The sequence below is a fragment of the Maribacter algicola genome (assembly GCF_003933245.1).
GTDB classification, from domain to species: Bacteria; Bacteroidota; Bacteroidia; order Flavobacteriales; family Flavobacteriaceae; genus Maribacter; species Maribacter algicola.
Genome location: NZ_QUSX01000001.1, coordinates 2,055,014 through 2,077,790, shown reverse-complemented (window position 1 = coordinate 2,077,790; position 22,777 = coordinate 2,055,014). Strand labels below are relative to the sequence as shown.

Here is a 22,777-nt window from a genome sequence, read left to right as displayed (position 1 = left end):
GCCAGCCCAACAAACACCCTAAAATGCACTATCTTGTTGATTCCTTTAAAGATACAAAATGAACACCTTTCTGTGGATAGGCTATTTTACCGTTACCATTTGGAGTATAGTCAATATTATATTCTACGGCCAGCGTTCCACCAAGATGATAAGCTGGTCCCTTACCGTAATAATATTGCCCTTTTTGGGCCCAGTTTTGTACTATCTCTTTGGTATCAACCGCAGAAAATTCAAGCTTTTTAAACTAAAACAGACCGAAAAAAGAAAACTCTATTCAGAAACCTATAAGGAACTTAAGGGTGGCGAGAAAAGCGTACATGACTTTGATAATTACAAACACGATAAGATTGCTTCCCTAATACGAAAAAACAGCTATTTTGCTCCCTATGAGGGAAACAAGATCGACTTGTTAAATAATGGCGAAGAGGCTTTTGGAGCCATCTTTGAGGCCATCGAAAAGGCTGAAAAATTCATTCACATCCAATATTACATTTTAGAGGAAGGCAAATTATTGGATAGATTCTATGACCTTTTTTCAAAGAAGGTGAAAGAAGGGGTCGAGATCAGAATGCTCTATGATTCCCTGGGCAGTCATTCACTGCGCGGAAAGGTGGTAAAACGCTTTAAGGATATAGGTGTAAAAGCATTCTCCTCAATGCCCATACGATTTGGGAACCTATTGTTTACGCTCAATTATCGCAATCATAGAAAAATTGTGGTCATTGATGGCAAGGTAGGATTCGCAGGAGGATTTAATGTCTCGGACAAGTATGTTGATCCTATTTCCAATCTTGGTCTCTGGCAAGACCTCCATTTGAGACTGGAAGGTCCGGTGGTAAACAGTTTACAACGTATTTTTATTAAAGATTATCATTTTGCAGGTGATGAGGACATACTCTTAAATGATACGTATTTTCCAAAAATCGAGGCCCATGGTACCAGCATAGCCCAGGTAGTTTCCAGTGGCCCGGATTCCAAGTATCCGGCCATCATGCAGCAATATTTGGCTATGATCAATACGGCCAAAAAAAGCATTTGCATTGCAAACCCTTATTTTATACCCGGTATGCCCGTGCGCGAAGCCCTACAAATAGCCGCCTTGAGCGGTGTTGAGGTGAATCTGTTGACCCCAAAAGTATCGGACTCCCTGCTGGCCAAATACAGTATGTTTTCAGGATTCGAGGCTTTGCTCGACGTTGGGGCCAACATCTACCTGAGACCCGATTTTTCCCACAGTAAGGTCATCATCATCGATGGTGAAATTGCATCGGTGGGTTCTGGAAATTTTGATTACCGAAGTTTTGAACATAACTTTGAAACCAACGTCCTTGTCTACGATAAGGAGATTGCCCAAAAAATTGAAAAGTTTTTTTTCGGCCACTGTAAAAAGGAAATTTTGCTGGAAAAGGAGTCCTTTAAAAAACGGTCCATTTACTTTAAGTTTATGGAAGGCCTTGCCAAATTCTTTAGCCCTTTGCTCTAAAATTTTGATGATTTGCTCTTATTGATACATGTAATTGTTGCTCTTTTTATGCCCACTTTGGAACCCCATATCATACCCGATGAAATTAGAAGAGAGGCCCTAGTGGCCCTATCGCATTACCCCGAACTTGCAGATACACCTATCGAGTTTAAATTCAAGGAGCATATAAAAAAATCCACGATGCAGGCACAGCCCGCTTTTTGGAGTGTTTTTAAGAAAAAAGGGAAACGTAGCTATAAGATCCTTATCAGTGAAAAAATCAAAATAGCGGATACACTATACAGCACTACGGATATGCCTTCTGAAATCATGATAGGCTGGTTGGGCCATGAACTAGGTCATATCATGGATTTTAAAGATCGGAGCGGACTTAATTTAATTGGTTTTGGAATTAAATACTTAACATCAAAAAAGTACCTTAAAAAAGCCGAGCGGCGTGCCGACTTCTACGCGGTAGGCCACGGTATGGAAAAATATATATTGGAAACAAAGTCATTTATTCTGGAAAAAGCTGGACTACCTGATAAATATATCAATAGAATAAAAAGGTTGTACGTGAGTCCCGAAGAAATCATGTCCATGGTAGAAGAGCGGGATGCGGCCCTTCATTAAAGCCTGGGAATTTAGTTTTGCTTATCAACAAAATCTTCCCATTCGCTAAATTTTTCTTCGTCCATGACGCGTTCCATTTTTACCTGTCCGCCTTTTTTCTTGTTTTGATCGTTCCATCCGTAAAAAACATCGGGTTTTACTACAAATACCTTAACCCCTTGCAAGGCCTTTGATCGTGCCACCTTGTAGTTTTTGTTCGCCTTTTTCAAGGAGTCATCCAAAGCCTTTGCCGCTTCATTAGAATCCAATTGCGCGTTTGTACCCAAGTACCAAGTATGGTAAAAACCGTCCTCGTACTTTTTTGCACAAAGGGTATATTCCGGTACTTCCACATCAAATGTATGTTCCAGTTCCTGGAGGGCATCGTCCAGTTTATTTACGGATAATTGGGAACCCACGGTATTCAGGAAAAACTTGGTCCTGCCCGTAATCTTGATTTCGGCCCTTTCCACATCGGTAAACTCTATGGTATCCCCTATAAGATAACGCCATGCACCGCTTACAGTACTGATAATCAAAACATAGTTTTGACCTTTTTCCACCTCTGAAAGGGTCAATGATTTTGCATCCAGACTTAATGATCCGTCTTCTTGTATCTGGTCTGGATCAAAAGGAACGAACTCGAAATAAATTCCATTGTCGGTTACCAATTTCATAGCATCGGTCTCCGGTCTCGCCTGGAAAGCAATGAACCCTTCAGACGCTAAATAAGTATCTATTACCGTTATAGGCCTACCCATTAAGGCATTGAAGCTCTTTTCATAAGGCCCAAAAGCGACGCCCCCAGAGGTATAGACCTCCAGATTGGGCCAAATTTCATGGATGTTTTTTAGGTTGTGGGCCTTAATGACCTCTTTCAACATCAACTCTATCCAAGAGGGAATTCCGCTAAGCCCACCAATATCCCAATTGGGAGCCTCCTCCACAATCTTTTCCACCCGCTCGTCCCAATCGTCTATCTTGGCGATCTCCTCGCCAGGTTTGTAATAGCCACGAAACCAAGAAGGAATATTACTGGCGCTAATACCGCTAATTTCTCCTTCCAAATGGTCTTCTTGCTTTATTAAATCTGTAGAGCTTCCCAGCATTAAAATACCCTTTTCAAAAAAATCAGAAGGAAAATCAAAATTGCTAAGTGCCAATACCTGTTTGATACCTGCCCAACGAATGGCCTTGATCATATCTTCGGTTACGGGAATGCGCTTACTTGTTTTACCCGTTGTTCCAGAACTTAAGGCAAAATAATCCGGATTGCCCGGCCATGTTACATTTTCTTCCCCTTCATGGAGCTTTTTCCACCATTTGGTATTAATTGAATCGTAATCAAAGTAGGGTACGGTTTCAGCAAAAGTTCGCTGAATGTTCTCGGATGAAAGAATTTCCGAAAAGTTATGTGCAATGCCAAATTGCGTTTCTTCAGCTCTTTCCAAAAGGGATTTCAGTACCTCCTTTTGCTCCGCTATAGGGTCAGAATCACCAGTAATGGAACCGGTAACATCGATAAGACCTTTGATAACACTTCCAATGATGGGCATGACGATTAATTTTGGTTGAAGAACAAAATTATCGATTCCGTATTGCCGGCTTTCCTCAAAAGGACTTTTGTTTAACTGCTTTGAATGTGTGGCCCCTAAATTATCGAATACACAAAAGGGCCATGGCGTCCTCTGTCCGATTCTCTTCCAGCCATTTTTGTGCAAGCTTATGGATTTTCACGTCATCAATGGTACTTTCCAGAAGTTCCTTTATTTCGGGCAAAGCCGCAATCCTATCGATGGATTCCTGTGGGGGAAGGGATTCCAGATTCCCTAATCGGCCTAAATTATTACCCGTTAAAACGGTACTGTTCCTCACATTTTCGGGTAATTGGTCCACACCAATTCCTTGGTTTCTAATGGGTTTGGGAATCTCAAAAAGGGACGCACCACTGGAACGTGTATACCAGTTTCCGCCCATACGGCCTACCAAGTCCAATTTTTGTGTATCCAATTGGGCATTTTCATTCAAATAAGCATCGTTAATGTGTACGAGTTCCACTTTGGCTAAAATGAGGTTTCCAGCTCCAGGTGTGTCGGCCAATTCTATCACTTCGGTAACCGTGCATTCAATAGCCACTGGCGCCTCCCCTACCCTGGGCGGTTTCACTTTTTCACTGGGCACTTGGGTAAATCCGGCCTTTATAAATTCATTGACGCCTTTATCGTAGGAAGTACTTGCCAAGGACATCTGTTCCACCATGGCATAGTTCACGATATTGATCACTACTTCCGGAACCTCTAGTACATTCTGATGGGAATGCTTCATGGACCCATCCCTACCACTTCGGTTGGGCGAGAAAATCATAATAGGTGGGTTGATACTGAAAATATTGAAATAGCTGTAAGGACTCAAATTTACGTTTCCGTCCTTATCTACCGTACTGGCAAAACAAATGGGCCTAGGTGCTACGGCCGACAAAAGATAGGCATGTAGTTCCTGTTGGGAAACGCTATTTGGATCAATGGTCTTTATCATATTTTATTTTTTAGCAGGAAGAATTTTTCCCGAAACTTCACCGAAACCTACCTTTATAAAATCCTTTTCTGCAAACCCTTTTAGGGTTATGGTGTCATTATCTTCTATAAATGTTCGGGTTTGTCCGTTTGTAAGCCGAATTGTTTTTTTACCGCCCCAAGAAAGCTCCAAAAGCGAGCCGTATGCCGTTTCGTCCTTCCCGGAAATGGTACCGGAAGCCATCATATCGCCCACCTTCACATTACATCCGTTTACGGTATGATGCGCCAACTGCTGGGCCATGTTCCAATACATGTATTTAAAATTGGATTTGCAAATGGTTTGGGGTTCCGAATTTTCGGGAGCTAAGGTTACTTCCAATTGAATATCATAATTGAAGGGCCGTTCATATTTTAAATAGGGAAGTACTTCCGGATCTTGTTTTGGTCCCGATACCTTAAATGGTTCCAAGGCCTCTAAGGTGACAATCCACGGCGATACGGATGAGGCAAAACTCTTGCCCAAAAAAGGTCCCAAGGGAACGTATTCCCATTTCTGAATATCCCGGGCGGACCAATCGTTAAACAATACCATGCCAAAGATATAATCCGATGCCTTATCCACAAGAATAGATTCTCCCAATTTGGTTTCCTTGCCCACAATAAACGCCATTTCCAATTCAAAATCCAACCGACCGGAAGGTTTAAAAACGGGCGTTTCCGCTCCTCTTGGCAATACTTGGCCTTTGGGTCGATGTATTTCTGTGCCGCTGACAACGATGGAAGAGGCCCGACCGTGATAACCCACTGGAAGGTGTTTCCAATTGGGCAGCAAAGCGTTTTCCGGGTCACGGAACATTTTACCCACATTGGTGGCGTGCTCCAAACTGCTGTAAAAATCTGTATAGTCCCCAATTTGGACGGGAAGGTGCATCGTCGCTTTGTCTTGGGGCACAAAGGCATCGGGCCTATTTTTTAGGGGTGAAACTTCATCTATCAATAATTGCTGAACATCTAACCTAACTTTGTTGGTAATGGATTTACCGAGCGCGATAAAATCGTTCAGACTGGATTGCAAAAAATTATGCGCTTCCACCTTTATTAAATCGGCTTTTGCCAAAACGGAAAGGTCCACGATCTGTTCGCCTATGGCCATACCCGCCCTAGGGCTCTTTCCATCGGTAGAAAATATCCCGAAGGGCAAATTATAAATAGTGAAATCCGAATTTTGTGGCACGTGCACCCAAGTGGTCAAAGGCTTCATGTAGGTTCTGCTGGATTTATGAATTCAACCAAGAACGATAATAATCCCCGTCGTCCAGTTTTAGGGCATTTTCCGTGACCATCAAAGGTCTGAAGGTGTCTATCATCACAGCCAATTCCTCGGAACCTTTTTGGCCGATACTTCGCTCTACGGCACCCGGGTGCGGACCGTGTGGAATACCGGCAGGATGTAAGGAAATATTGCCCGGGGCCACCCCGTTCCTGCTCATAAAATCACCGTCCACATAGTACAGTACCTCATCTGAATCTATATTGGAATGGTTGTATGGAGCCGGAATGGATTTTGGATGATAATCGTACAATCTGGGCACAAAGGAGCAGATAACAAAGGCCGATGTCTCAAAGGTCTGATGTACCGGTGGTGGTTGGTGTATCCTCCCGGTAATCGGTTCAAAATTATGGATTGAAAATCCGTAGGGATAATTGTAACCGTCCCATCCCACAACATCAAAAGGATGTCCTTCGTAAATCATTTCATGGAGCACCCCTTGCTTTTTAACCTTCATAAGATGCTCCTGAGTATCCGTGAAAGTTTCCAAGTCCTGAGGGAGTTTATAATCACGTTCGCAATACGGTGAATGTTCCAACAATTGACCAAACCAATTTCTATACCGTTTTGGCGTATATATGGGCGTGAAGGACTCCGCGTAAAAAATTCGGTTTTCCTCAGAATCAAAATCGATTTGATAAATGACCCCTCTTGGAATAATGAGATAGTCGCCATATTCAAAAGGAATGTTTCCAAAAATGGTCCTGAGCGTACCCGTGCCCTTGTGGATGAACAACATTTCATCCGCATCGGCATTCTTATAAAAATAGGTGGTCATGGAATGTCTGGGCGCCGCCACACCTATATGCACATCGCTATTCACCAAAAGGGGTTCGCGTGCTTCGAGGAAATCGTCCTTGGGTTCCACATTAAAACTCACCAATTTTAACGAACGAATATGTTTTTCCATGGCGATTTTAGGGGACATATCTGTACTCTTCACAATTTCCTTAACCATTGTAGGCCTATTGTGGTGATAGAGTAATGAAGACATGCCATCAAAACCTATGGTCCCGAACAGTTGCTCTGAATACAGTTCCCCGTCTGGCCTACGAAATTGCGTGTGCCGCTTTGGGGGTATAGTTCCTTGTTTATGATATATAGGCATAGAATTTTTTTAATCTTAGGTTTCTTTAAAGTTACTCAATTTGGAGTATTACAAAGTACCCCTAAGTTCTTGTTCGCGCTCGATAGCTTCAAACAATGCCTTAAAGTTTCCTTTTCCAAAGGAAGTAGCTCCCTTCCTCTGAATGATCTCAAAAAACATAGTAGGTCTTGCCTGTACCGTTTTAGTGAAAATCTGCAACAAATAACCCTCATCGTCACGATCCACCAAAATTCCTAATTTTCGCAAAGAGTCTATGTCTTCATCGATTTTGCCAACTCTTTCGGTCAAGACATCGTAATACGTAGTGGGTACGGTCAAAAATTCAACGCCTCTACTTTTTAAGTCGGAAACGGTTTTTACAATATCATCGGTAGCGACAGCAATATGTTGCACCCCTTCACCTTCATAAAACTCCAGATATTCATCTACTTGTGATTTTTTCTTTCCCGGAGCCGGTTCATTGATAGGAAATTTGATTCGCCCATTGCCATTGCTCATCACCTTGCTCATCAAAGCGGTGTATTCCGTAGAGATTTCCTTATCGTCAAAAGAAAGAATCTGTTTGAAGCCCATCACTTCTTCATAGAACTTCACCCAATAATTCATTTTGCCTTCTTCCACATTCCCCACCATGTGGTCTACAAATTTGAGTCCAACGGATTCCGGTCTATAATCCGATTCCCATTTCCTATATCCGGGTAAAAATACCCCATTATAATCCTTTCGCTCTACAAAAATATGGACTACTTCTCCATAGGTATGAATGCCGGAACGCACCACTTTTCCATGATCATCTTCCTCCACTTGGGGCTTCATAAAACTTTTGGCCCCGCGCTTCACCGCCTCTTCATAGGCATAGGTAGCATCATCTACCCAAAGGGCCGTTACCTTTACACCATCACCGTGCTTATCTATGTGTTTACCCACTTCGGTGCCACTTTTTAACGGAGATGTAAGAACCAATCTAATTTTATCCTGCTGAACCACGTAGGATTCAAATTCCCTGCTACCTGTTTCCAAACCTCTATAGGCCAAGGATTCAAAACCGAAAGCGGTTTTATAAAAATGGGCCGCCTGTTTGGAGTTGCTTACATACAGTTCCAAATAATCCGTGCCGTTTATGGGCATGAAATCGGTCGTTTTTTCTTGTTTATTTTGTGCTGCTACGATTGTTGACATAATTCTTTATTTTAATATTGTTGTTGTTGCAACATAGTTGCCAAAGAAATATTTAGATTGTTACTTCCTTTAGTTTAATGATAGCTTCCAGCGCTTTCAACAAGGCACTATTTGCCTGTCGTGTGCCAAAGGAGATACGGACCAATCCGGGAGCACCAAAATTGCCCACGGGCCGTACCATAATTCCTTTTTGTTCCAATTGTTTTACCAAATCTACATCGGGAATTGGAGGATTAATCAAGACAAAGTTGCCCTGGGTAGGCCAATATTGGATCTTAAGTTCCTTTAACCTTTTCAGTACGAATGCCCTTTCCTTGAAAACCAAATCGACCGTCTTCTGGACAAATTCAACGTCTTCAAGAGCCGCAATGGCACCTTCCAAGGCCATGGACGACAATAGGAACGGTTTACAAATTTTTCGGATATAACTGCTGATGTGTAACGGTGCATAGCAATACCCAACTCTGAGTCCAGCCAATCCATAGGTCTTGGAAAAGCTATTGATGGCGATGATATTTTTTTGCTGTTTTACAAAGGGAAGTCCGGTCACATAATCCGGGGCTTCGGCAAAATGCCGATACACCTCATCCAATACTACAATTACGTGTTCTGGAACTTTATCAATAAAATCCTCCAGAACATCTTTTGGAATGTAGGTTCCCGAAGGATTATTGGGCGAAGCCAGAAAGACCAATTTGACATTATCCGTCATGGCATTCAGAATACCTTCAAAGTCATAGTCGTAATCGGCGGTCATGGGTACATTGATAGCCGTGGCCCCCATCCACCTAGTGAATGCCGTATAAGGCAGAAAGCAGGGCTGACTCACAATGACCTGATCGCCTTCATTCAAGAAAGCCTTTGAAATTAGGTCGATAATTTCCGAACCGCTGTTCGCCGTAATGAAATGATCTTCAGAAAGTTCATGGTCAAAATCCTTTACCAAAGCCTGGCGCAAACGGATATCCGTATTGTCAGGATATTGACTAAGGTCCTCCATTGAATCCATCAATGCTTGCCTTACCCTTGGAGAATACCCCAGTGGATTTTCATTGGAGGATAATTTATGCACCTCAATACCTTCGGGCATTACAATTTTCTTGCTGCCACCTTTATACGTGCTATCCTCTAAAATATATGTTTTGAACTGTATGGACATGATGCTTAATAGGTTACCCAATCTTGGCTTAAAATTACAAAAAATATTTCATTTTGTTGCATTAACAACAATTTTAACGATATTCTATGTATTTTTGTTCGACCAAAAGCAATTTATGGACCGGACAGAAGGATTTGGCGTATACATTGACCGTACTTTAAAAAAGGTTCAAAGTACTTTTTTACAGGTATTCGCGGAGAACGACATCGATTTGACCATAGAACAGTGGGTCATCCTTCAACGGGTACATTTGGAAGGTACGGATGCCTCCCAGGCAGACATTGCTAAATCCAATTTTAGAAACAGAGCCACGACCTCAAGGGTCATCAGCGGACTTTGTAAGAAGGGCTTATTGAAAAAATCACGCTTTCGGGACGATCAAAAACGCTACAAATTGGTCATGACCGTAGAGGGACAGCAGCTCATGGAAAAAGTACTTCCTTTGATTCAGGATTTGAGAAGGGTCAGTACCATAAATATTTCAGAAGAAGCCTTTGAAACCTTCTATCAGGTCCTTGACCAGTTATACGATAACTTTGACAAATACGATGGATACAAAAAGACTTAAAACAGGTTGAATTTGAGAAGCTGTATCTTTTAATGATTTTGGTTTTACCACTATATATTTTTTACTAAATTTGCAGCCACATTTAAAAAACCCATTCTTTTAAATGTACTACGGTCGCGTAGCTCAGCTGGATAGAGCATCTGCCTTCTAAGCAGACGGTCACACGTTCGAATCGTGTCGCGATCACTATTATTCATAGGGTCTCAGAGAGTTTATCTTTTTGAGACCTATTTTTTGCAAACAATTTGCAAACGCCATTAATTTTAACACTTTTTAACTTTTGTAGGCGAAATTTGTTTGTATTTCGAGTTCAAACACTTCCTTTGAATACTTAAATCATGATCTAGTAGTTGTTAGCTGAAATATGACTATGGAACTAGCATTCTCGAGAAAGGAATTTGAGTTTTAAATCATTATCTTTAATCTATGCTATAATGCATCATTTGTACGGCATGCTAATTTTGATTTGACTTTCCTAAAGTCCGTACAAACCAAAGAATATTTATTGGACAGCTGATATCCAAATCAGCTTGTATTTATTCGGTTCCGCATGCGGGACGAAGGAATAGCAAGAGGGTGATACGCAAATTGCGCCATCACGGTTGTTTTCGTGTCTTCAACACGTTGAATACCAGTTAGCTGAATGGATTTTGGAATACTGTTCAAAATCAGGGGTCTACAGTAGGATTTTCCGAAATCTACAGTAAACCCTTTGGGAAGCCCTGTAAACACTGGAAAATTTTGACGAAAAAATTGACGCAATTTGACGAAAAAATAAATTGGACCTATGGAAAAGCAATCTAAAGCTTAAAATAACGGAATGGAGATTGGAAATATAAAATTGAGGTCAACAGACCATTGGATTAACTCAAATGATGTTAAGAGTATAGCGGATTAATAGATAAAATTGCCTCGCCCAGTATGGTTAGTTTGGCAAGATTTGGGGCTTGCAGCACTTCACTGCGTTCCGTTCGCTAAATTTTGATTTTTTAATACTCAAGGAATCTTGAGTAGCTTAAGCTTTTCATAAAAGCGCTCAAGTTTTCTAGAACTTTCCGGTCAATTGCCCATCACTCCAAATACCTTTTTGTAGTACTTGATGCTCTTTGTTATAGAAAATCCCAAGACCATTGCGTTTTCCTTGTGAAAAATTACCTAGATAATATTGTTCGCTAGGCCTATAGAATTCTTGACCGTAACCATTATGCTGTTCATTAACAATTGTTCCGATATGCGCCATTCCAGATTTCCAAGAGTAAGCACCTACATGATCTCTTTTACCATTGGTGAAAAATCCAACATAGCTATCTCCATTATCAAACTTATAGTACCCAAATCCATTCTGACATTCACCTACACAGTTTCCCTTTGCTATTTTGTTCTTATAGTCATAGGTGAGTAAATCTTGGACTAGTTTTCCCTTTTCAAATTTACCTGCCTGTAGAATTTCTCCGCCGTTCTTTACATACCCATATCCATTTTGAAAGCCTTTTTCCCATTGCCCGATGTAATAGTTTTTACTGTTGAGCCAAGTATAAATGCCGAAGCCTTCCCTGAAACCATTTACAAAGTTGCCTTGATAGTATCCTGAATTATCCTTGTAGAATAAAGTTCCTTGGCCATTGGCCTTGCCATTACTAAAAAAACCTTCAATGGTATATGTCCCAAAATCAGCTTTGCCAAACCCATTGGAACAGTCACCGTTTAAACATGTTGGGGAAATCTCGTTTTTAGTTGCGTTGCTTGTACCTTCGTTGTTTTTGTTTCTGAGCCTAGTGATATCTTGAAGGAATTTCATGGATTTGGACATCAATATGGGATCGCTGAGTTTTGGGAGGTCTTTCAATTTGTTTTGGTTGGATGAATAGGCGATTTCTGGAGTACTTGGCACAGTGCTGCCTGTTACCGTACCATCTGAGTACGTGATGGTCCTGTATTTTACCTCATCGATGATCCATTGATATTTGGTTTCGGTAAAGTTTGATGCCCTAAATTTGGTTTTTTCAATCCAATTGCCACGTTGGTCGTAAACATACTTATATAAAAGGCTTTCCCAAATCTTGGACATGCCCAATTCTTCCTCCAATAACTTTTTGTCATTGTATTTAAAATAACGTATATCCTTTTGATTGTAGGATTCATCTAGTTTTAGTCCATCGTAGGTATATTCACTGGAGTAGAACACCTTGTTTTCTCCATTGTTTGCTTCCGCAAGCTCATAGACGATCACGTATTTTTTGTACTTAAAGATTGCACCGTATTTTAAACCGCCAAGAACAATGTATTGACCTTCATCGTTTTTTACGGTTTCGGGTAGGTCATCCGAAATTATGCCAATGGGTGTTTCATAGATATAAAGGGTTTTATCCAAACCTTCTTGTTTACCTAATGGATTGAATTTTTTCTCTATGGCTTTTGACGCATTATCAATGTAATCATAAGTGGTAAGCTTTTCGTAATTATTATCCAGGTAAAGTTTGTCCTCTGTTAAATAACCATCGGGGTTGAACACGAGTTGGTTCTTCTCACTGTACAAATGGGCTCCGATAGCATGATATTTGGTAATGGACATCGCTGTTACCTGTGCATCCTTGATGTCAAAATTGCTGAGGTGCAGGTTTTGGGCAGACCCTTGGTAATGAAAAAAGTGGGCAAGAATTATAAATAGGGCAGGGTAAAGTCTTTTGGTATTGGTAATGGAATTCATTTTTTTGCTGGATTGGTTTTCAGCAAAACTATCTGTAAGCCATGCTATGGCGCAATAGGACAATTGCCCTATTGTAGGGATTCGAGGAGGCCCTAATTTTGGCACTACCAAATTGTGGATCATGCCTAAATTGGAAACATTGCCCTTAGCACATAGAGATAAGACCAAGCTAAGGCGTCAATTATATGGAATGTTGTTATTTCCGGTCGTGGTTATCGGCATATTCTGGTTGTTCCTGTCGTTTATGTTCAATTCAGGTTTTGCAGATGATTCCTTTGGAATCTACATGATGGTGGCCTTCTCGGTCTTATTTTTTAGCGTCATAGCCTATATTATTGCATCCACCGCAATCGATTTAAAACGAGGTATAAAATCTCGGGTCTCCGGAAAAATCACCGACAAAAGGATGCATTGGGCCACAACGGGAGATAGGCCTGTTTACGGGCACAAAACAAGGACCCGAAACAGGAGGTCATATTATGTTTATATAGATGATGAGGAGTTTTCGGTGGACTATTCCTGTTACTCAAAAGCCAGGGTCGGAACAGACGTGCAGCTGGACCGAGCGCCCAAATCAGGAATTACACTAGATCTTCAAGTTTTGGGGCAAGTTGAGGATACCCATGTTGCTCAAAAGCTTGATGAAGAAGAAAAGTTTCTGGAAAAGCACATTCCACATACTCGCTACACCCCAAAAGACCATGAAGCCTTGCATAGGGTTTGGAAATTGGAAATAAAAAAGCGTTTGGTAAGGTCCAGTCCATTTATCACTATTGGCTTTTTAATGATCATCAGCGGTTTCTGGAGTTTTGTCGTGTTATTGTTTCCAATTTGGGCCGCACCTCTTTTCCAATGTTATAGATTATATGTGGCTTACCGAAATTATAACAGGAACAAGGAAAGGTCCCATAAACGTGGAGTTCCATCCATCGTCGAAGATAAATTCGCACTGACTTCCAACCGATATGCCAATTCCAGTCGAATCATACTTACATCAGGACCACTCTTGGTAAGCTCAACACTGTACGACAAACTCTTTATTGGGGACAAAGTATTGGTTTACAAGACACAATATGGAAATGTGCCGTTGAGCATTGTGCTGCCCAATGGTGAAGAAGTTTATTTGGTATAAAAAACATATTATGTTCGGTAGTGTGCTATTGTTGATCGCGATGCTTGGGCCCATGGTACTTTTGGCAACTATTCTGTATTATCGTTATCCTGATACAGCTGTGAGCCGTATGAATCAATGCATACCACCGGCAATATCGGCGATTTCAGCGTGGGCGCTGTGCACCAGTTGGCTATGGTTCTACCTTTTCAACTTCTATTTGAGTCTACCTGCGTTTTTTTTGGCATTGGCGTTGCACATTTATGCAACTCTTAAAAAATTGAACCCAAAGTTGCAACGTCTCAATTCGGCTTTGCTTTTGGCAACATTCGTTATAGGGCTTTTAAGCTTTTTCTATTTTGATATTTGACACATAGCCCACCTATTGCCTGTCATTTTACGACAATTGCCCTATTGAGTTCAACGCCATTGGATGCTATGTTTGTTCAAAACTTTAAACCAATAGTATGAAACGTATCAATTTACCCATGTTATCTTTTTTATTGATTCTACTTTGTGCCTCTCCTGTGGCATTTGCACAAAATGTAAAGGATTTTAAGATAAAAATGTTGGGGCCGGCCAATCTCAATTTTAGAAAAAGTCCAAAACGAATCGTCATTTCCGATTTCCAGGTCAATTTTCAAACTGCTTTGCAGTTAGAGGACAAGAAAAAAGGAGGCAAAATGTGGCGAGGAGGATTAAAAGGAGATGCAAAGGCGTCCCTGACCTTGGTGCTCGATGGACTTAATATTGAAGATCTTCAACAACTTACCGATAAACTCTTTGAAGAGTACAAGGCGGACCTTGCAGCAAAAGGATTTGAAATAGCTCCCATTGAGGAATTATGGAACCATAGCGCCTATGAGAAAAACCGTGAACAAAGATGGGATTTGAGGTCTGGTCAAGGTGGCGAAAAAGGAGATGAGTTCGGTGACATAGTAATGCGTCCCACAGGACAAAAATTTATCGTGGCAAAGCAAAATATGGAGAACAAGAACGCTGGGCCATTAAAGCTAGCCAATTACGAGGAGCAGGTCGAAATGAAGGTGGCCAACCAGAAAAACGATTTTATTTTCAACAAAGTAGTATTGAACGTAATTTCTTTTGATAATGCATTGAGCGAAACCACAAGAGCCTTGAACAGACATGCCGGGTACGCACAGGTAAAGGCCGAGACCGATTTTAAGATTGATGAATCCAGTTTCAACAGGTTCAACATTGGGCAGGTGGTTTCCAATCATGGAGTGGAAGTTGAAGGCGTACTAGAAAAGCAAAAATTTGATGCTTCACAAGGGGCAGATGTTGACAAGCGCGGAATGGATGCCGGGGTGTTCCATGTCTGGAGGGTTGAGGACAAGGAAGACATCAATGTTTCGGTCGTAAAATGCGATTCGGAAAAATATAAGCGGGGTGCTGAAATGGCCATTGAATCGTTTCTGGATGCCACTATCCAAAAGTTGGTGGACAAAGCAAATTAATTTTTCTGCAAAGACTTAAATTATAAAATCAATTGAACTAGTTTTAGGCACCAACCATTTTTTTGCTTTAATGACCACTTATTACAAATTTCCAATCACCTTTCTATTCTTTTTGATATTCTCAGGACAGTCAATTTTGGCACAGGATTTTAAAAGAGAAATCAAAGCACTAAAGGATACCGCCCAATTGAAGAAGGGCGGCGATAAAGTGTTGGCCCTTAAGGATGTCGGAATGAAGTTTCGATCCATAAATGTGGACAGTGCCAGATATTATGTCGACTTGGCTTTCAAGGAAGCAGAAGCATTGGATGATGATTATTACAGGGCAAGAATTTGGATGACCTACGGTATTCTTTCATGGGATACTGGCAGACCTAAAGAAGCATTGGAATATCACATGAAGGCTAGGCCCATTTTGGAAAATTCAAAGGAATACTATGTGTTGGGAAGTCTCTATACCAATATATCCAATGCCTATGAGGCCCTTTCTGAATTTGACATCGCTGTAGATTATCAGTTCAAAGCCTTGGAGAACTTTATTGCAGGGAAGGACAGTCTATGGATTGCAGGATCCTATTTGAATTTGGGAAACAGATACAAGCTGGTTCAAGAGCCTGACCTTTCACTGGAATATTACCAAAAGGCATTGGATATGTACAGGAAGATAGGAAACGATTATTTTGTGGCGATGTCCTATAATAGCTTGGCTGCGGCCTATCTTGAAAAAAAGCAGTTTGATAAAGCATTTGAATATGCCAAAAAATCATTTGAGGACTACAACACCATCGGAGCAAGATTGGATACAGGGTATCCGTTGACGAACATGGCCTTGGCAAGTTGGGCGCTTGGAAATTTTGATGATGCTGAACTTTTTTATAACCGGGCCATAGCCATTCAAGAGGAAAGGGGAGAACGTTTGGCACAGGTTTCCTTAAAAAACGATTTGGCCAATATCTATCTTGAACAGGGAAAAACCAATCGTGCCGAAAACTTAGCTTTGAACACATATCAAGAAGCAGATTCAATAGATTACCTTCCAGGTATTGATGTGCTTGCCAAAACGTTGTCCCTGATATATGAAGAAAAACTGGATTTCAAAAAGGCCTATGTTTATCATCAAAAACATAAGGCCGCTAGGGACAGTCTTTACTTTGCCGAAAAAGCGAGGGAAATGTTCAACCTAAAGGCAAAGTACGAGTCGGAGCAGAAGCAAAATGAGATTCTGCGCCAACAAAAAGAGTTGGCAGAAAATGAACTAGCTCTGAAAAACCGCAACAATATGCTGATTGGCAGTGGTGGTTTGATGGTGATACTTTTGGTATTAAGCTTTGTTCTATTTAGAGAACAAAAATTGAAAGCAAAGAACTTTGCTAGAGAAACCGCACTGCAAAAGGCGATGGCAGAGGCCCGAGCACAGGAAAACCTTAAGGAACAACGTTTACGTATTGCCCGAGATTTACATGACAATATTGGGTCGCAGCTCACCTACCTCACCTCAATAACCGATGCCGCAAAGCGCGGAATAGATAAAGGCGAAGTATTCTTAATAGAAAAGCTCACCCAAATGAAACAGTTTTCACTGGTTACCATCACCGAGCTTCGGGATACCATTTGGGCGATGAACAAGGACGAGATTAGTTTGGAAGACATTATGGAACGGACCCGGCAATTAGCGGCAACTGTACATGAGGCAACGGATGATAAAGTCAATGTAAAAATTGAGGGAACCCCCAACAATAAGGTGCTTAATGCGTTTGTTGGAATGAACCTGTTCCGGATTATTCAAGAATCCGTCAACAACGCGGTAAAACATTCGGAAAGCCCCCAGATAGTCGTATCGTTTAAGGAGTCTGAAAATCTGGTCAAACTCGTTATCCAAGATTTTGGCAAAGGATTCGATACAGCAAGAGAATCAACCGGAAACGGTCTCCATATAATGCGTAACAGAGCAGAAAAAGCGAGTATTGATTTTAACCAGAAAAGTGTTATCGGCAAAGGTACCAAGGTAACGTTGACTGTAAGGGTTTAATTACCGTACTACTAAAAAAATAAGACCATGAGCAAAATAAAACTGGCTATTGTAGACGACAATACATTTTTGGCGCGGGCCATCCGTGAAAAACTGGTCGATTTTAATGAATTGAGCATCAAGCACATGGTCTCTAACGGTAGCGATTTACTGGCACGGTTGGAAAAAAACCATAATCTAGATTTGGTGCTCATGGACATAGAAATGCCCGTTTTAGATGGTATTGAAACGGTTAGGATAATGAAACAAAAATATCCTCATATTAAGGTTCTCATGCTTACCGTTTTTGATAATGACGAGAATATTTTTAATGCTATCCAGGCCGGTGCCGATGGGTATTTGCTCAAGGAAATTGAAGGACAAAAGTTGTACAATGCCATTACCGAGACTCTTGGGGGAGGTGCGGCGATGAGCCCTTCCATTGCGGTAAAGACGCTCAAATTATTACGATATCCGGAAAAACAAGAATCACTATCCGTACAGGAAGATGACGTTTCGTTAAGTACACGTGAAAAAGAAGTATTGGAACAACTGGCGGAAGGGTTAAGCTATACCGTGATTGCCAATAATCTCTTCCTATCCCCAAGTACTGTAAGGAAGCATATCGAGAATATTTACAGGAAGCTTCAGGTCCACAACAAGTTAGAGGCTGTTCAAAAGGCTAGAAGACAAAGCCTCATATAATATACTCATACAAACCTTTGAATTTATTCATGGGCATGAATGTAGATACCCCGATTTTTAGGACAGGTTTAATATTTTATAGTTAATTTTGGGTCCTACGAAATGAGATTGCTCATAGTAGTCTGTAATTTGGTTAGTTACAAAACATAAGCAAGGCGAAACCCAATAAAATTAAGGGTTAGCAGATGGTCAGAGGTGCGAATCCTCTCGCGATCACGACACTCACAAAACCACGCCAATTGGCGTGGTTCTTTATTTTTGGGAGAAATGCAAACTTGTTTGCCAATTCGGACAAAAATGAAGGCAGGCAGCGATAGTAGCTAGGTTTTGTATTTACAACTTTGAATAAAATCGATATGCAATCGTGTTGCGTTCACGAGTAAATCCAAACAAGGTTGTAAACAAAGCAAGCTAAAACGTAGCTTGCCTTTATTTTTTTGTAAGTAAATTATAGCTAGCCTCCCTTGATTTTATAAAAATTCACCGAAAGAATTACAAAGAGTGTTCCGGAGAAGAATTCTTCCTCGAAACGGACACTTTTAACCAAAAATTGTTGAATTTAGAGCTATATTAAATTGGGGAAGGCGTAATAAAGGTAAGTCTGTCTTTAAAGGAGTATTATCCTATAACACCTAAAAAAATTGTAGAAACTTGAAAAAATATGTTTTATTTTTTTTAACGTGCTTTTTTTGGCAAAGTTCTATTCTAGCTCAAATAAGGGACAATAAGGGAATTTCAGAGCTAATATCTAAATTAAAGCAGGACATTCGCGGCCCCTACAAAGACATTCGTTGGTTCTGTACCGATGGGAGCATTCGCCAGCCGAAGGATCCTTGCCCTGATGAAATAGGCCCAGGCTGGCAACATGCCAGATATCGTGATGATGTTGTGGAGTTGGGCAAGTCAAACCATATTTATTTTGGTCAAATTCTTGCCTACACGGACCCAAAGGATTTTTGGGATGCTGATAATAACCATGCCCGTTTGAAACAATACCAGTTGGAGCAATACCTAAAAAGTGTTGATGATGGTTGGATTTTACAAAAAGGTCAGTACTACAGGGGTGCCGTTCAGGCTGAAGATGAAGAGTCTTGGGGTATCGACTTTTATAAAGGATTGTTGAAAGAGGATGAAAACCTTACGAAAAACTATTTTTTGATTCGGCAGTCGCTCAAAGATGTGCCACATAGCGGTGATAGCAACATTGCCCAAAAAATGAGAAGTGAGTCGAAAGTGCTGTCAGATGAATATGTGCCTTTTATGGAACTACGCATCAAAATTCATGGACGACCAGAACCTTCCGATATTCAAAAAGTGGAGCAGTTCGTAAATAAACATCAAGATAAATTGACCGGTACCTTGAACTCCCAGTTCAAGGAATTGCTTTCTACCATGCGTGAATTTCACAAGCCTATAGATTTGGGATCGCTTAGCAAAAATAGTGGTAACCTTCAAAATTCAGAACTGAAAACCGTCCTGAACCAATTTGCAAATAATGGCAATCTGGCTACTAATCCTACCGAATTGGTTCGTGAGGCTTCAGATTTACTTTTAAAGCTTAGGGAGGGAATTTTATTGGAGACCGATCCACAGGTTCGATTGAACCTTTTGGATGTTTCCCTAAAACTGGAAGGTTTGGTCTTCAAAAATGCATTGAATTGGAAAACCAATAACTTACAATCTCTCCTAGAGAAAATATGCCACTTAGGTATGGCTTCCGCTGGAGCTGGATATTTAGAGGAATGGGAATGGAATCAACTTCAGGGCTACCTTTCCAACTATGAATCTCGAACCCTTTCACTGGCCGAGTTGACAGAAACCCTGCAACAAGCGCTAAGTGGGGTGGAATGGAGTGCCAGCATGGTCAAGGCCAATTACGACGATGTTGTTAAAACCTACTCCGGCTTTGAGCCCTTGGCGTCCGGTTTTATCGATGACAGAATCAGGGGCTCCGTGGCCCTTCACTTGGGAAATGCCGTGGGGGAGCTTGGTAGTTTTATCGCTTCGGAATCCTCATTGACCAATAAAGTGATGGATTTGTCCAACCAAAGCACCATTCGCGGATTGAATCCCGGGTATGCATTTGGGGAGTTGGTAGTTATTGGAGGCAGTTCAGATGATATCGAAGTATCTTCGGATAAAATCTATGTGTTTCAAAGTCCCCCTTCCGACTTGAAGCCAGTGGCAGGAATTGCCACGGTAGCCGAAGGAAATATGGTTTCCCATGTGCAATTATTGGCCCGCAATTTGGCAATCCCCAATGCAGCACTTTCCGATGAAAACTTGCAACAACTCAAAAAGTATGACGGGCAACGGGTGTTCTTTGCCGTTTCTAACAAGGGAAATGTGATATTGAAACCCGAAGCGCAAATGAGTGAGACAGAAAAAAGCTTATTTACAAAAAAAGAACGGAAGGATGAACGCATTGAAGTGCCTGTCGGACAAATTCGTTTGGATGAAAAAGAGGTCTTGGATATGCGCACTGTTGATGTCGAAGATTCTGGAAAACTATGTGGCCCAAAAGCAGCAAATCTAGGGCAGTTGAAAAAAATGTTTCCAGATTATGTGGTTGAAGGGTTGGTCATTCCCTTTGGGATTTTTAGGGAACATATGGACCAGACCATGCCGGGGCAAACTGTAAGCTATTGGACTTTTCTAAACGGGGTGTTTACCGAAGCTGACCGAATGCGTTCAAATTCCGTAGAAGAAAAAGAGGTTGAAAACTACCAGTTACAGCAGTTGGAAGTACTTCGCGAAGCCATTAAAATAATGCCGCTGAATGCTAAATTCGTGGAAGCGTTAAAGGCAGGGTTTAAAAATGTCTTGGGTTCAGAAATAGGTAAAGTCCCGGTCTTCCTTAGGAGCGATACCAATATGGAAGATTTAAAGGATTTTACCGGAGCAGGACTCAATCTTACCCTTTTCAATGTGTTTGAAGAGGAGAAGATATTGGATGGAGTTCGTGCCGTCTGGGCTTCCCCTTATACGGAGCGTAGTTTCAAATGGAGACAAAAGTATTTGTTGAACCCAGAAAATGTATTTCCTTCCATTTTGGTGATTCCAAGTGTCGATGTTGATTATTCCGGAGTTTTGATTACTAAGGGAATCGTTTCGGGCAACGAAAAGGATTTAACTATTGCCTTTAGCCGTGGTGCAGGTGGTGCGGTGGATGGGCAGGCTGCCGAACAATACTTATTGAAGGAAAATGGCCAGAATATGTTGCTGGCACCTGCCCGTGAATCCTACTATAACAGCCTACCCAAAACTGGGGGAACCCTAAAAAAAAGCGCCACTTTTGAATCTCCCGTGCTCAACCCAAAGAATCTTAAAGATATTCGCGGTATGGCCACAACGATTCAAGAACGTATTCCAAAGGAAACAAAATCCGATTATCATGGGGCCTATGATGTTGAACTTGGTTTTAAGGATGATAAATTGTGGTTGTTTCAAATCCGTCCCTTTGTAGAAAACAAAAAGGCCCTGAGCTCTGATTATTTGGAATCGATTACCCCAAAAGTGGAATTGAACAAAATGATTTCCTTATCAAAAAATCTATAGCTATGAAAAAAATAGTTGCATTGGCGTCGATTTGTTTTCTGGTGATGGCCTTTACTGTATCGCCCTATCCCATTGACGGCTATGAACGAACCGGCATAAAGCGATTGAAGCGGTTGGAACTCATCCAAAGTGGCGAACTCAAGGATGCCGCAACCATCCCGTTGGGAGCTTTAAAATCTTGGGAAGAGATTTCGTTGAATTTAGCGTCAAGAAAAGAAGATAGTCTGGGGTCTTTTTTTCAAGTTGATGATGGTCTCCAAAGGGAAATAGGTGGATTATTTCGAGGACTTGACAGAAGCTATTCCATTGCAGTGCTTGATATTTCGAATCCTGACAGCACACGCTATGCACAGCGAAATGAAACCTTGGGCTACCAACCGGGAAGCGTTGGTAAGTTGGCAGTTTTGAACGCTTTGTTCACTCAATTGGCCAAGATATATCCTGACTCCTTTGAACAGCGGATCGAGCTGCTAAAAAATAAGTCGGTAAAGTCAGGGGTTTGGGGCCTTACAGATGAACACACCGTTCCTATTTTCAATATAGAAAAAAATACCTTGGTCAAAAGGCAGGTCATCGCAAGTGATGTCTTTACGCTTTTTGAATGGGCAGATCACATGCTTTCGGTCAGTAATAACGGTGCGGCAAGTATTGTTTGGCGTGAGGCTTTGTTAATGTCTGTCTTTTGCGAAAAATATCCGGAATTGACCCAAGAAGAGGCAGATGCCTATTTTAAGGAAACTCCAAAAAAGCTATTGACCGATATGGCCAATGATATTGTCAACCTTCCTTTACGGCAATTGGGTATAACCCATGAAGAATGGCGTCTGGGCAGTTTTTTTACCGGAGGGGCGAACACCTATGTGGGCGACAAAGGAGGTAGTATTGGCACCCCATTGGGGTTGATGAAATTTTTGGTCCAGTTGGAACAGGGCAAAGTGATTGATGAAGCATCAAGTCTTGAAATGAAGCGGTTAATGTATATGACCGATAGGCGTATTCGCTATGCGCAATCACCTTCTTTAAAAGAAGCAGCGGTATATTTTAAATCGGGCAGCCTATACAAATGTGACCGAAGCAAAGGAGAGGAATGTGGCAAGTATATGGGCAATGTTATGAACTATATGAACTCGATTATCATCGTAGAACATCCCGATAATTGTAAATATATAGTCGCCTTGATGAGTAACGTACTAAGGAAGAATTCGGCCTCAGATCATATGTATTTGGCCAATTTAATAGACAAAGCCATACGAAAAGGGTAGTTTCGGTTATTGGT

General features: G+C 41.3%; 16 protein-coding genes and 1 tRNA gene. 10 read left to right on the top strand and 7 right to left on the bottom strand.

The window, feature by feature from the left end; all coding sequences use genetic code 11:
- Positions 1-58: 58 nt before the first annotated feature.
- Together cls and DZC72_RS08755 are read left to right on the top strand one after the other, a co-directional pair.
- The gene (gene cls / locus DZC72_RS08760) at positions 59-1,483 is read left to right on the top strand and encodes a cardiolipin synthase (protein WP_125222444.1); all 1,425 of its coding nucleotides are present in this window, start codon (positions 59-61) and stop codon (positions 1,481-1,483) included.
- A 12-nt stretch (positions 1,484-1,495) separates the two neighbouring features.
- A complete protein-coding gene (locus DZC72_RS08755; RefSeq protein WP_243641683.1) occupies positions 1,496-2,095 on the top strand; it encodes a hypothetical protein in 600 nt (199 codons plus the stop codon).
- An 11-nt stretch (positions 2,096-2,106) separates the two neighbouring features.
- Here the strand turns inward: DZC72_RS08755 and DZC72_RS08750 are convergent, their stop codons facing one another.
- From DZC72_RS08750 to hisC, 6 genes are all read right to left on the bottom strand, one after another.
- The gene (locus DZC72_RS08750) at positions 2,107-3,630 is read right to left on the bottom strand and encodes a GH3 family domain-containing protein (protein ID WP_125222657.1); all 1,524 of its coding nucleotides are present in this window, start codon (positions 3,628-3,630) and stop codon (positions 2,107-2,109) included.
- Positions 3,631-3,730: 100 nt separating this feature from the next.
- Complete coding sequence (locus tag DZC72_RS08745; protein ID WP_125222443.1) at positions 3,731-4,609, bottom strand: flavin reductase family protein; 879 nt, start codon at positions 4,607-4,609, stop codon at positions 3,731-3,733.
- 3 nt (positions 4,610-4,612) lie between these two features.
- Positions 4,613-5,842 (bottom strand): fumarylacetoacetase, encoded by a 1,230-nt coding sequence (gene fahA / locus DZC72_RS08740; protein ID WP_125222656.1) that lies wholly within the window; start codon positions 5,840-5,842, stop codon positions 4,613-4,615.
- 25 nt (positions 5,843-5,867) lie between these two features.
- Positions 5,868-7,028, bottom strand: coding sequence for a homogentisate 1,2-dioxygenase (locus tag DZC72_RS08735; protein WP_125222442.1), 1,161 nt, complete (start codon positions 7,026-7,028; stop codon positions 5,868-5,870).
- A 48-nt stretch (positions 7,029-7,076) separates the two neighbouring features.
- Positions 7,077-8,207, bottom strand: a complete 1,131-nt coding sequence (gene hppD, locus DZC72_RS08730) for a 4-hydroxyphenylpyruvate dioxygenase (RefSeq protein ID WP_125222441.1) — start codon at positions 8,205-8,207, stop codon at positions 7,077-7,079.
- Between the two features lie 52 nt (positions 8,208-8,259).
- Positions 8,260-9,366 (bottom strand): histidinol-phosphate transaminase, encoded by a 1,107-nt coding sequence (hisC, locus tag DZC72_RS08725; protein WP_125222440.1) that lies wholly within the window; start codon positions 9,364-9,366, stop codon positions 8,260-8,262.
- 115 nt (positions 9,367-9,481) lie between these two features.
- Here hisC and DZC72_RS08720 point away from each other — a divergent pair, with 115 nt between their 5' ends.
- Both DZC72_RS08720 and DZC72_RS08715 read left to right on the top strand, forming a co-directional pair.
- On the top strand, positions 9,482-9,934 hold the full coding sequence (locus tag DZC72_RS08720; RefSeq protein WP_165869291.1) for a MarR family winged helix-turn-helix transcriptional regulator: 453 nt from the start codon (positions 9,482-9,484) through the stop codon (positions 9,932-9,934).
- A gap of 112 nt (positions 9,935-10,046) precedes the next feature.
- Positions 10,047-10,120, top strand: a tRNA-Arg gene (locus DZC72_RS08715).
- Positions 10,121-10,979: 859 nt separating this feature from the next.
- Here the strand turns inward: DZC72_RS08715 and DZC72_RS08710 are convergent.
- The gene (locus DZC72_RS08710) at positions 10,980-12,764 is read right to left on the bottom strand and encodes an MORN repeat-containing protein (protein WP_125222438.1); all 1,785 of its coding nucleotides are present in this window, start codon (positions 12,762-12,764) and stop codon (positions 10,980-10,982) included.
- Here DZC72_RS08710 and DZC72_RS08705 point away from each other — a divergent pair.
- The 6 genes from DZC72_RS08705 (at position 12,763) to DZC72_RS08680 (ending at position 22,763) form a co-directional block, all read left to right on the top strand.
- A complete protein-coding gene (locus DZC72_RS08705) occupies positions 12,763-13,773 on the top strand; it encodes a hypothetical protein (protein WP_125222437.1) in 1,011 nt (336 codons plus the stop codon). The two genes, DZC72_RS08710 and DZC72_RS08705, sit on opposite strands and share 2 nt — an antisense overlap.
- Positions 13,774-14,219: 446 nt before the next feature.
- Entirely contained in the window at positions 14,220-15,230 is a 1,011-nt protein-coding gene (locus tag DZC72_RS08700; RefSeq protein ID WP_125222436.1) for a hypothetical protein, read from the top strand.
- 70 nt (positions 15,231-15,300) lie between these two features.
- Positions 15,301-17,259: a tetratricopeptide repeat-containing sensor histidine kinase gene (locus DZC72_RS08695; protein ID WP_125222435.1), complete on the top strand. Its 1,959-nt coding sequence runs from the start codon at positions 15,301-15,303 to the stop codon at positions 17,257-17,259.
- A gap of 27 nt (positions 17,260-17,286) precedes the next feature.
- The gene (locus tag DZC72_RS08690; protein ID WP_125222434.1) at positions 17,287-17,943 is read left to right on the top strand and encodes a response regulator; all 657 of its coding nucleotides are present in this window, start codon (positions 17,287-17,289) and stop codon (positions 17,941-17,943) included.
- Positions 17,944-18,594: 651 nt separating this feature from the next.
- A complete protein-coding gene (locus DZC72_RS08685; RefSeq protein WP_125222433.1) occupies positions 18,595-21,501 on the top strand; it encodes a PEP/pyruvate-binding domain-containing protein in 2,907 nt (968 codons plus the stop codon).
- A gap of 2 nt (positions 21,502-21,503) precedes the next feature.
- Positions 21,504-22,763 carry a serine hydrolase gene (locus DZC72_RS08680; protein ID WP_125222432.1) on the top strand — a complete coding sequence of 420 codons (1,260 nt, stop codon included), beginning with the start codon at positions 21,504-21,506 and terminating at the stop codon, positions 22,761-22,763.
- The last annotated feature ends 14 nt before the right edge of the window (positions 22,764-22,777 follow it).

Excerpts from the sequence above, each read along its gene's own strand:
- DZC72_RS08750 (WP_125222657.1), bottom strand. The coding sequence starts at position 3,630 with ATGCCCATCATTGGAAGTGTTATCAAAGGTCTTATCGATGTTACCGGT.
- DZC72_RS08700 (WP_125222436.1), top strand. The coding sequence starts at position 14,220 with ATGAAACGTATCAATTTACCCATGTTATCTTTTTTATTGATTCTACTT.
- DZC72_RS08680 (WP_125222432.1), top strand. The coding sequence starts at position 21,504 with ATGAAAAAAATAGTTGCATTGGCGTCGATTTGTTTTCTGGTGATGGCC.
- DZC72_RS08720 (WP_165869291.1), top strand. The coding sequence starts at position 9,482 with ATGGACCGGACAGAAGGATTTGGCGTATACATTGACCGTACTTTAAAA.
- DZC72_RS08690 (WP_125222434.1), top strand. The coding sequence starts at position 17,287 with ATGAGCAAAATAAAACTGGCTATTGTAGACGACAATACATTTTTGGCG.
- DZC72_RS08705 (WP_125222437.1), top strand. The coding sequence starts at position 12,763 with ATGCCTAAATTGGAAACATTGCCCTTAGCACATAGAGATAAGACCAAG.
- DZC72_RS08735 (WP_125222442.1), bottom strand. The coding sequence starts at position 7,028 with ATGCCTATATATCATAAACAAGGAACTATACCCCCAAAGCGGCACACG.
- hppD (WP_125222441.1), bottom strand. The coding sequence starts at position 8,207 with ATGTCAACAATCGTAGCAGCACAAAATAAACAAGAAAAAACGACCGAT.
- cls (WP_125222444.1), top strand. The coding sequence starts at position 59 with ATGAACACCTTTCTGTGGATAGGCTATTTTACCGTTACCATTTGGAGT.
- DZC72_RS08695 (WP_125222435.1), top strand. The coding sequence starts at position 15,301 with ATGACCACTTATTACAAATTTCCAATCACCTTTCTATTCTTTTTGATA.
- hisC (WP_125222440.1), bottom strand. The coding sequence starts at position 9,366 with ATGTCCATACAGTTCAAAACATATATTTTAGAGGATAGCACGTATAAA.
- DZC72_RS08745 (WP_125222443.1), bottom strand. The coding sequence starts at position 4,609 with ATGATAAAGACCATTGATCCAAATAGCGTTTCCCAACAGGAACTACAT.
- DZC72_RS08710 (WP_125222438.1), bottom strand. The coding sequence starts at position 12,764 with ATGATCCACAATTTGGTAGTGCCAAAATTAGGGCCTCCTCGAATCCCT.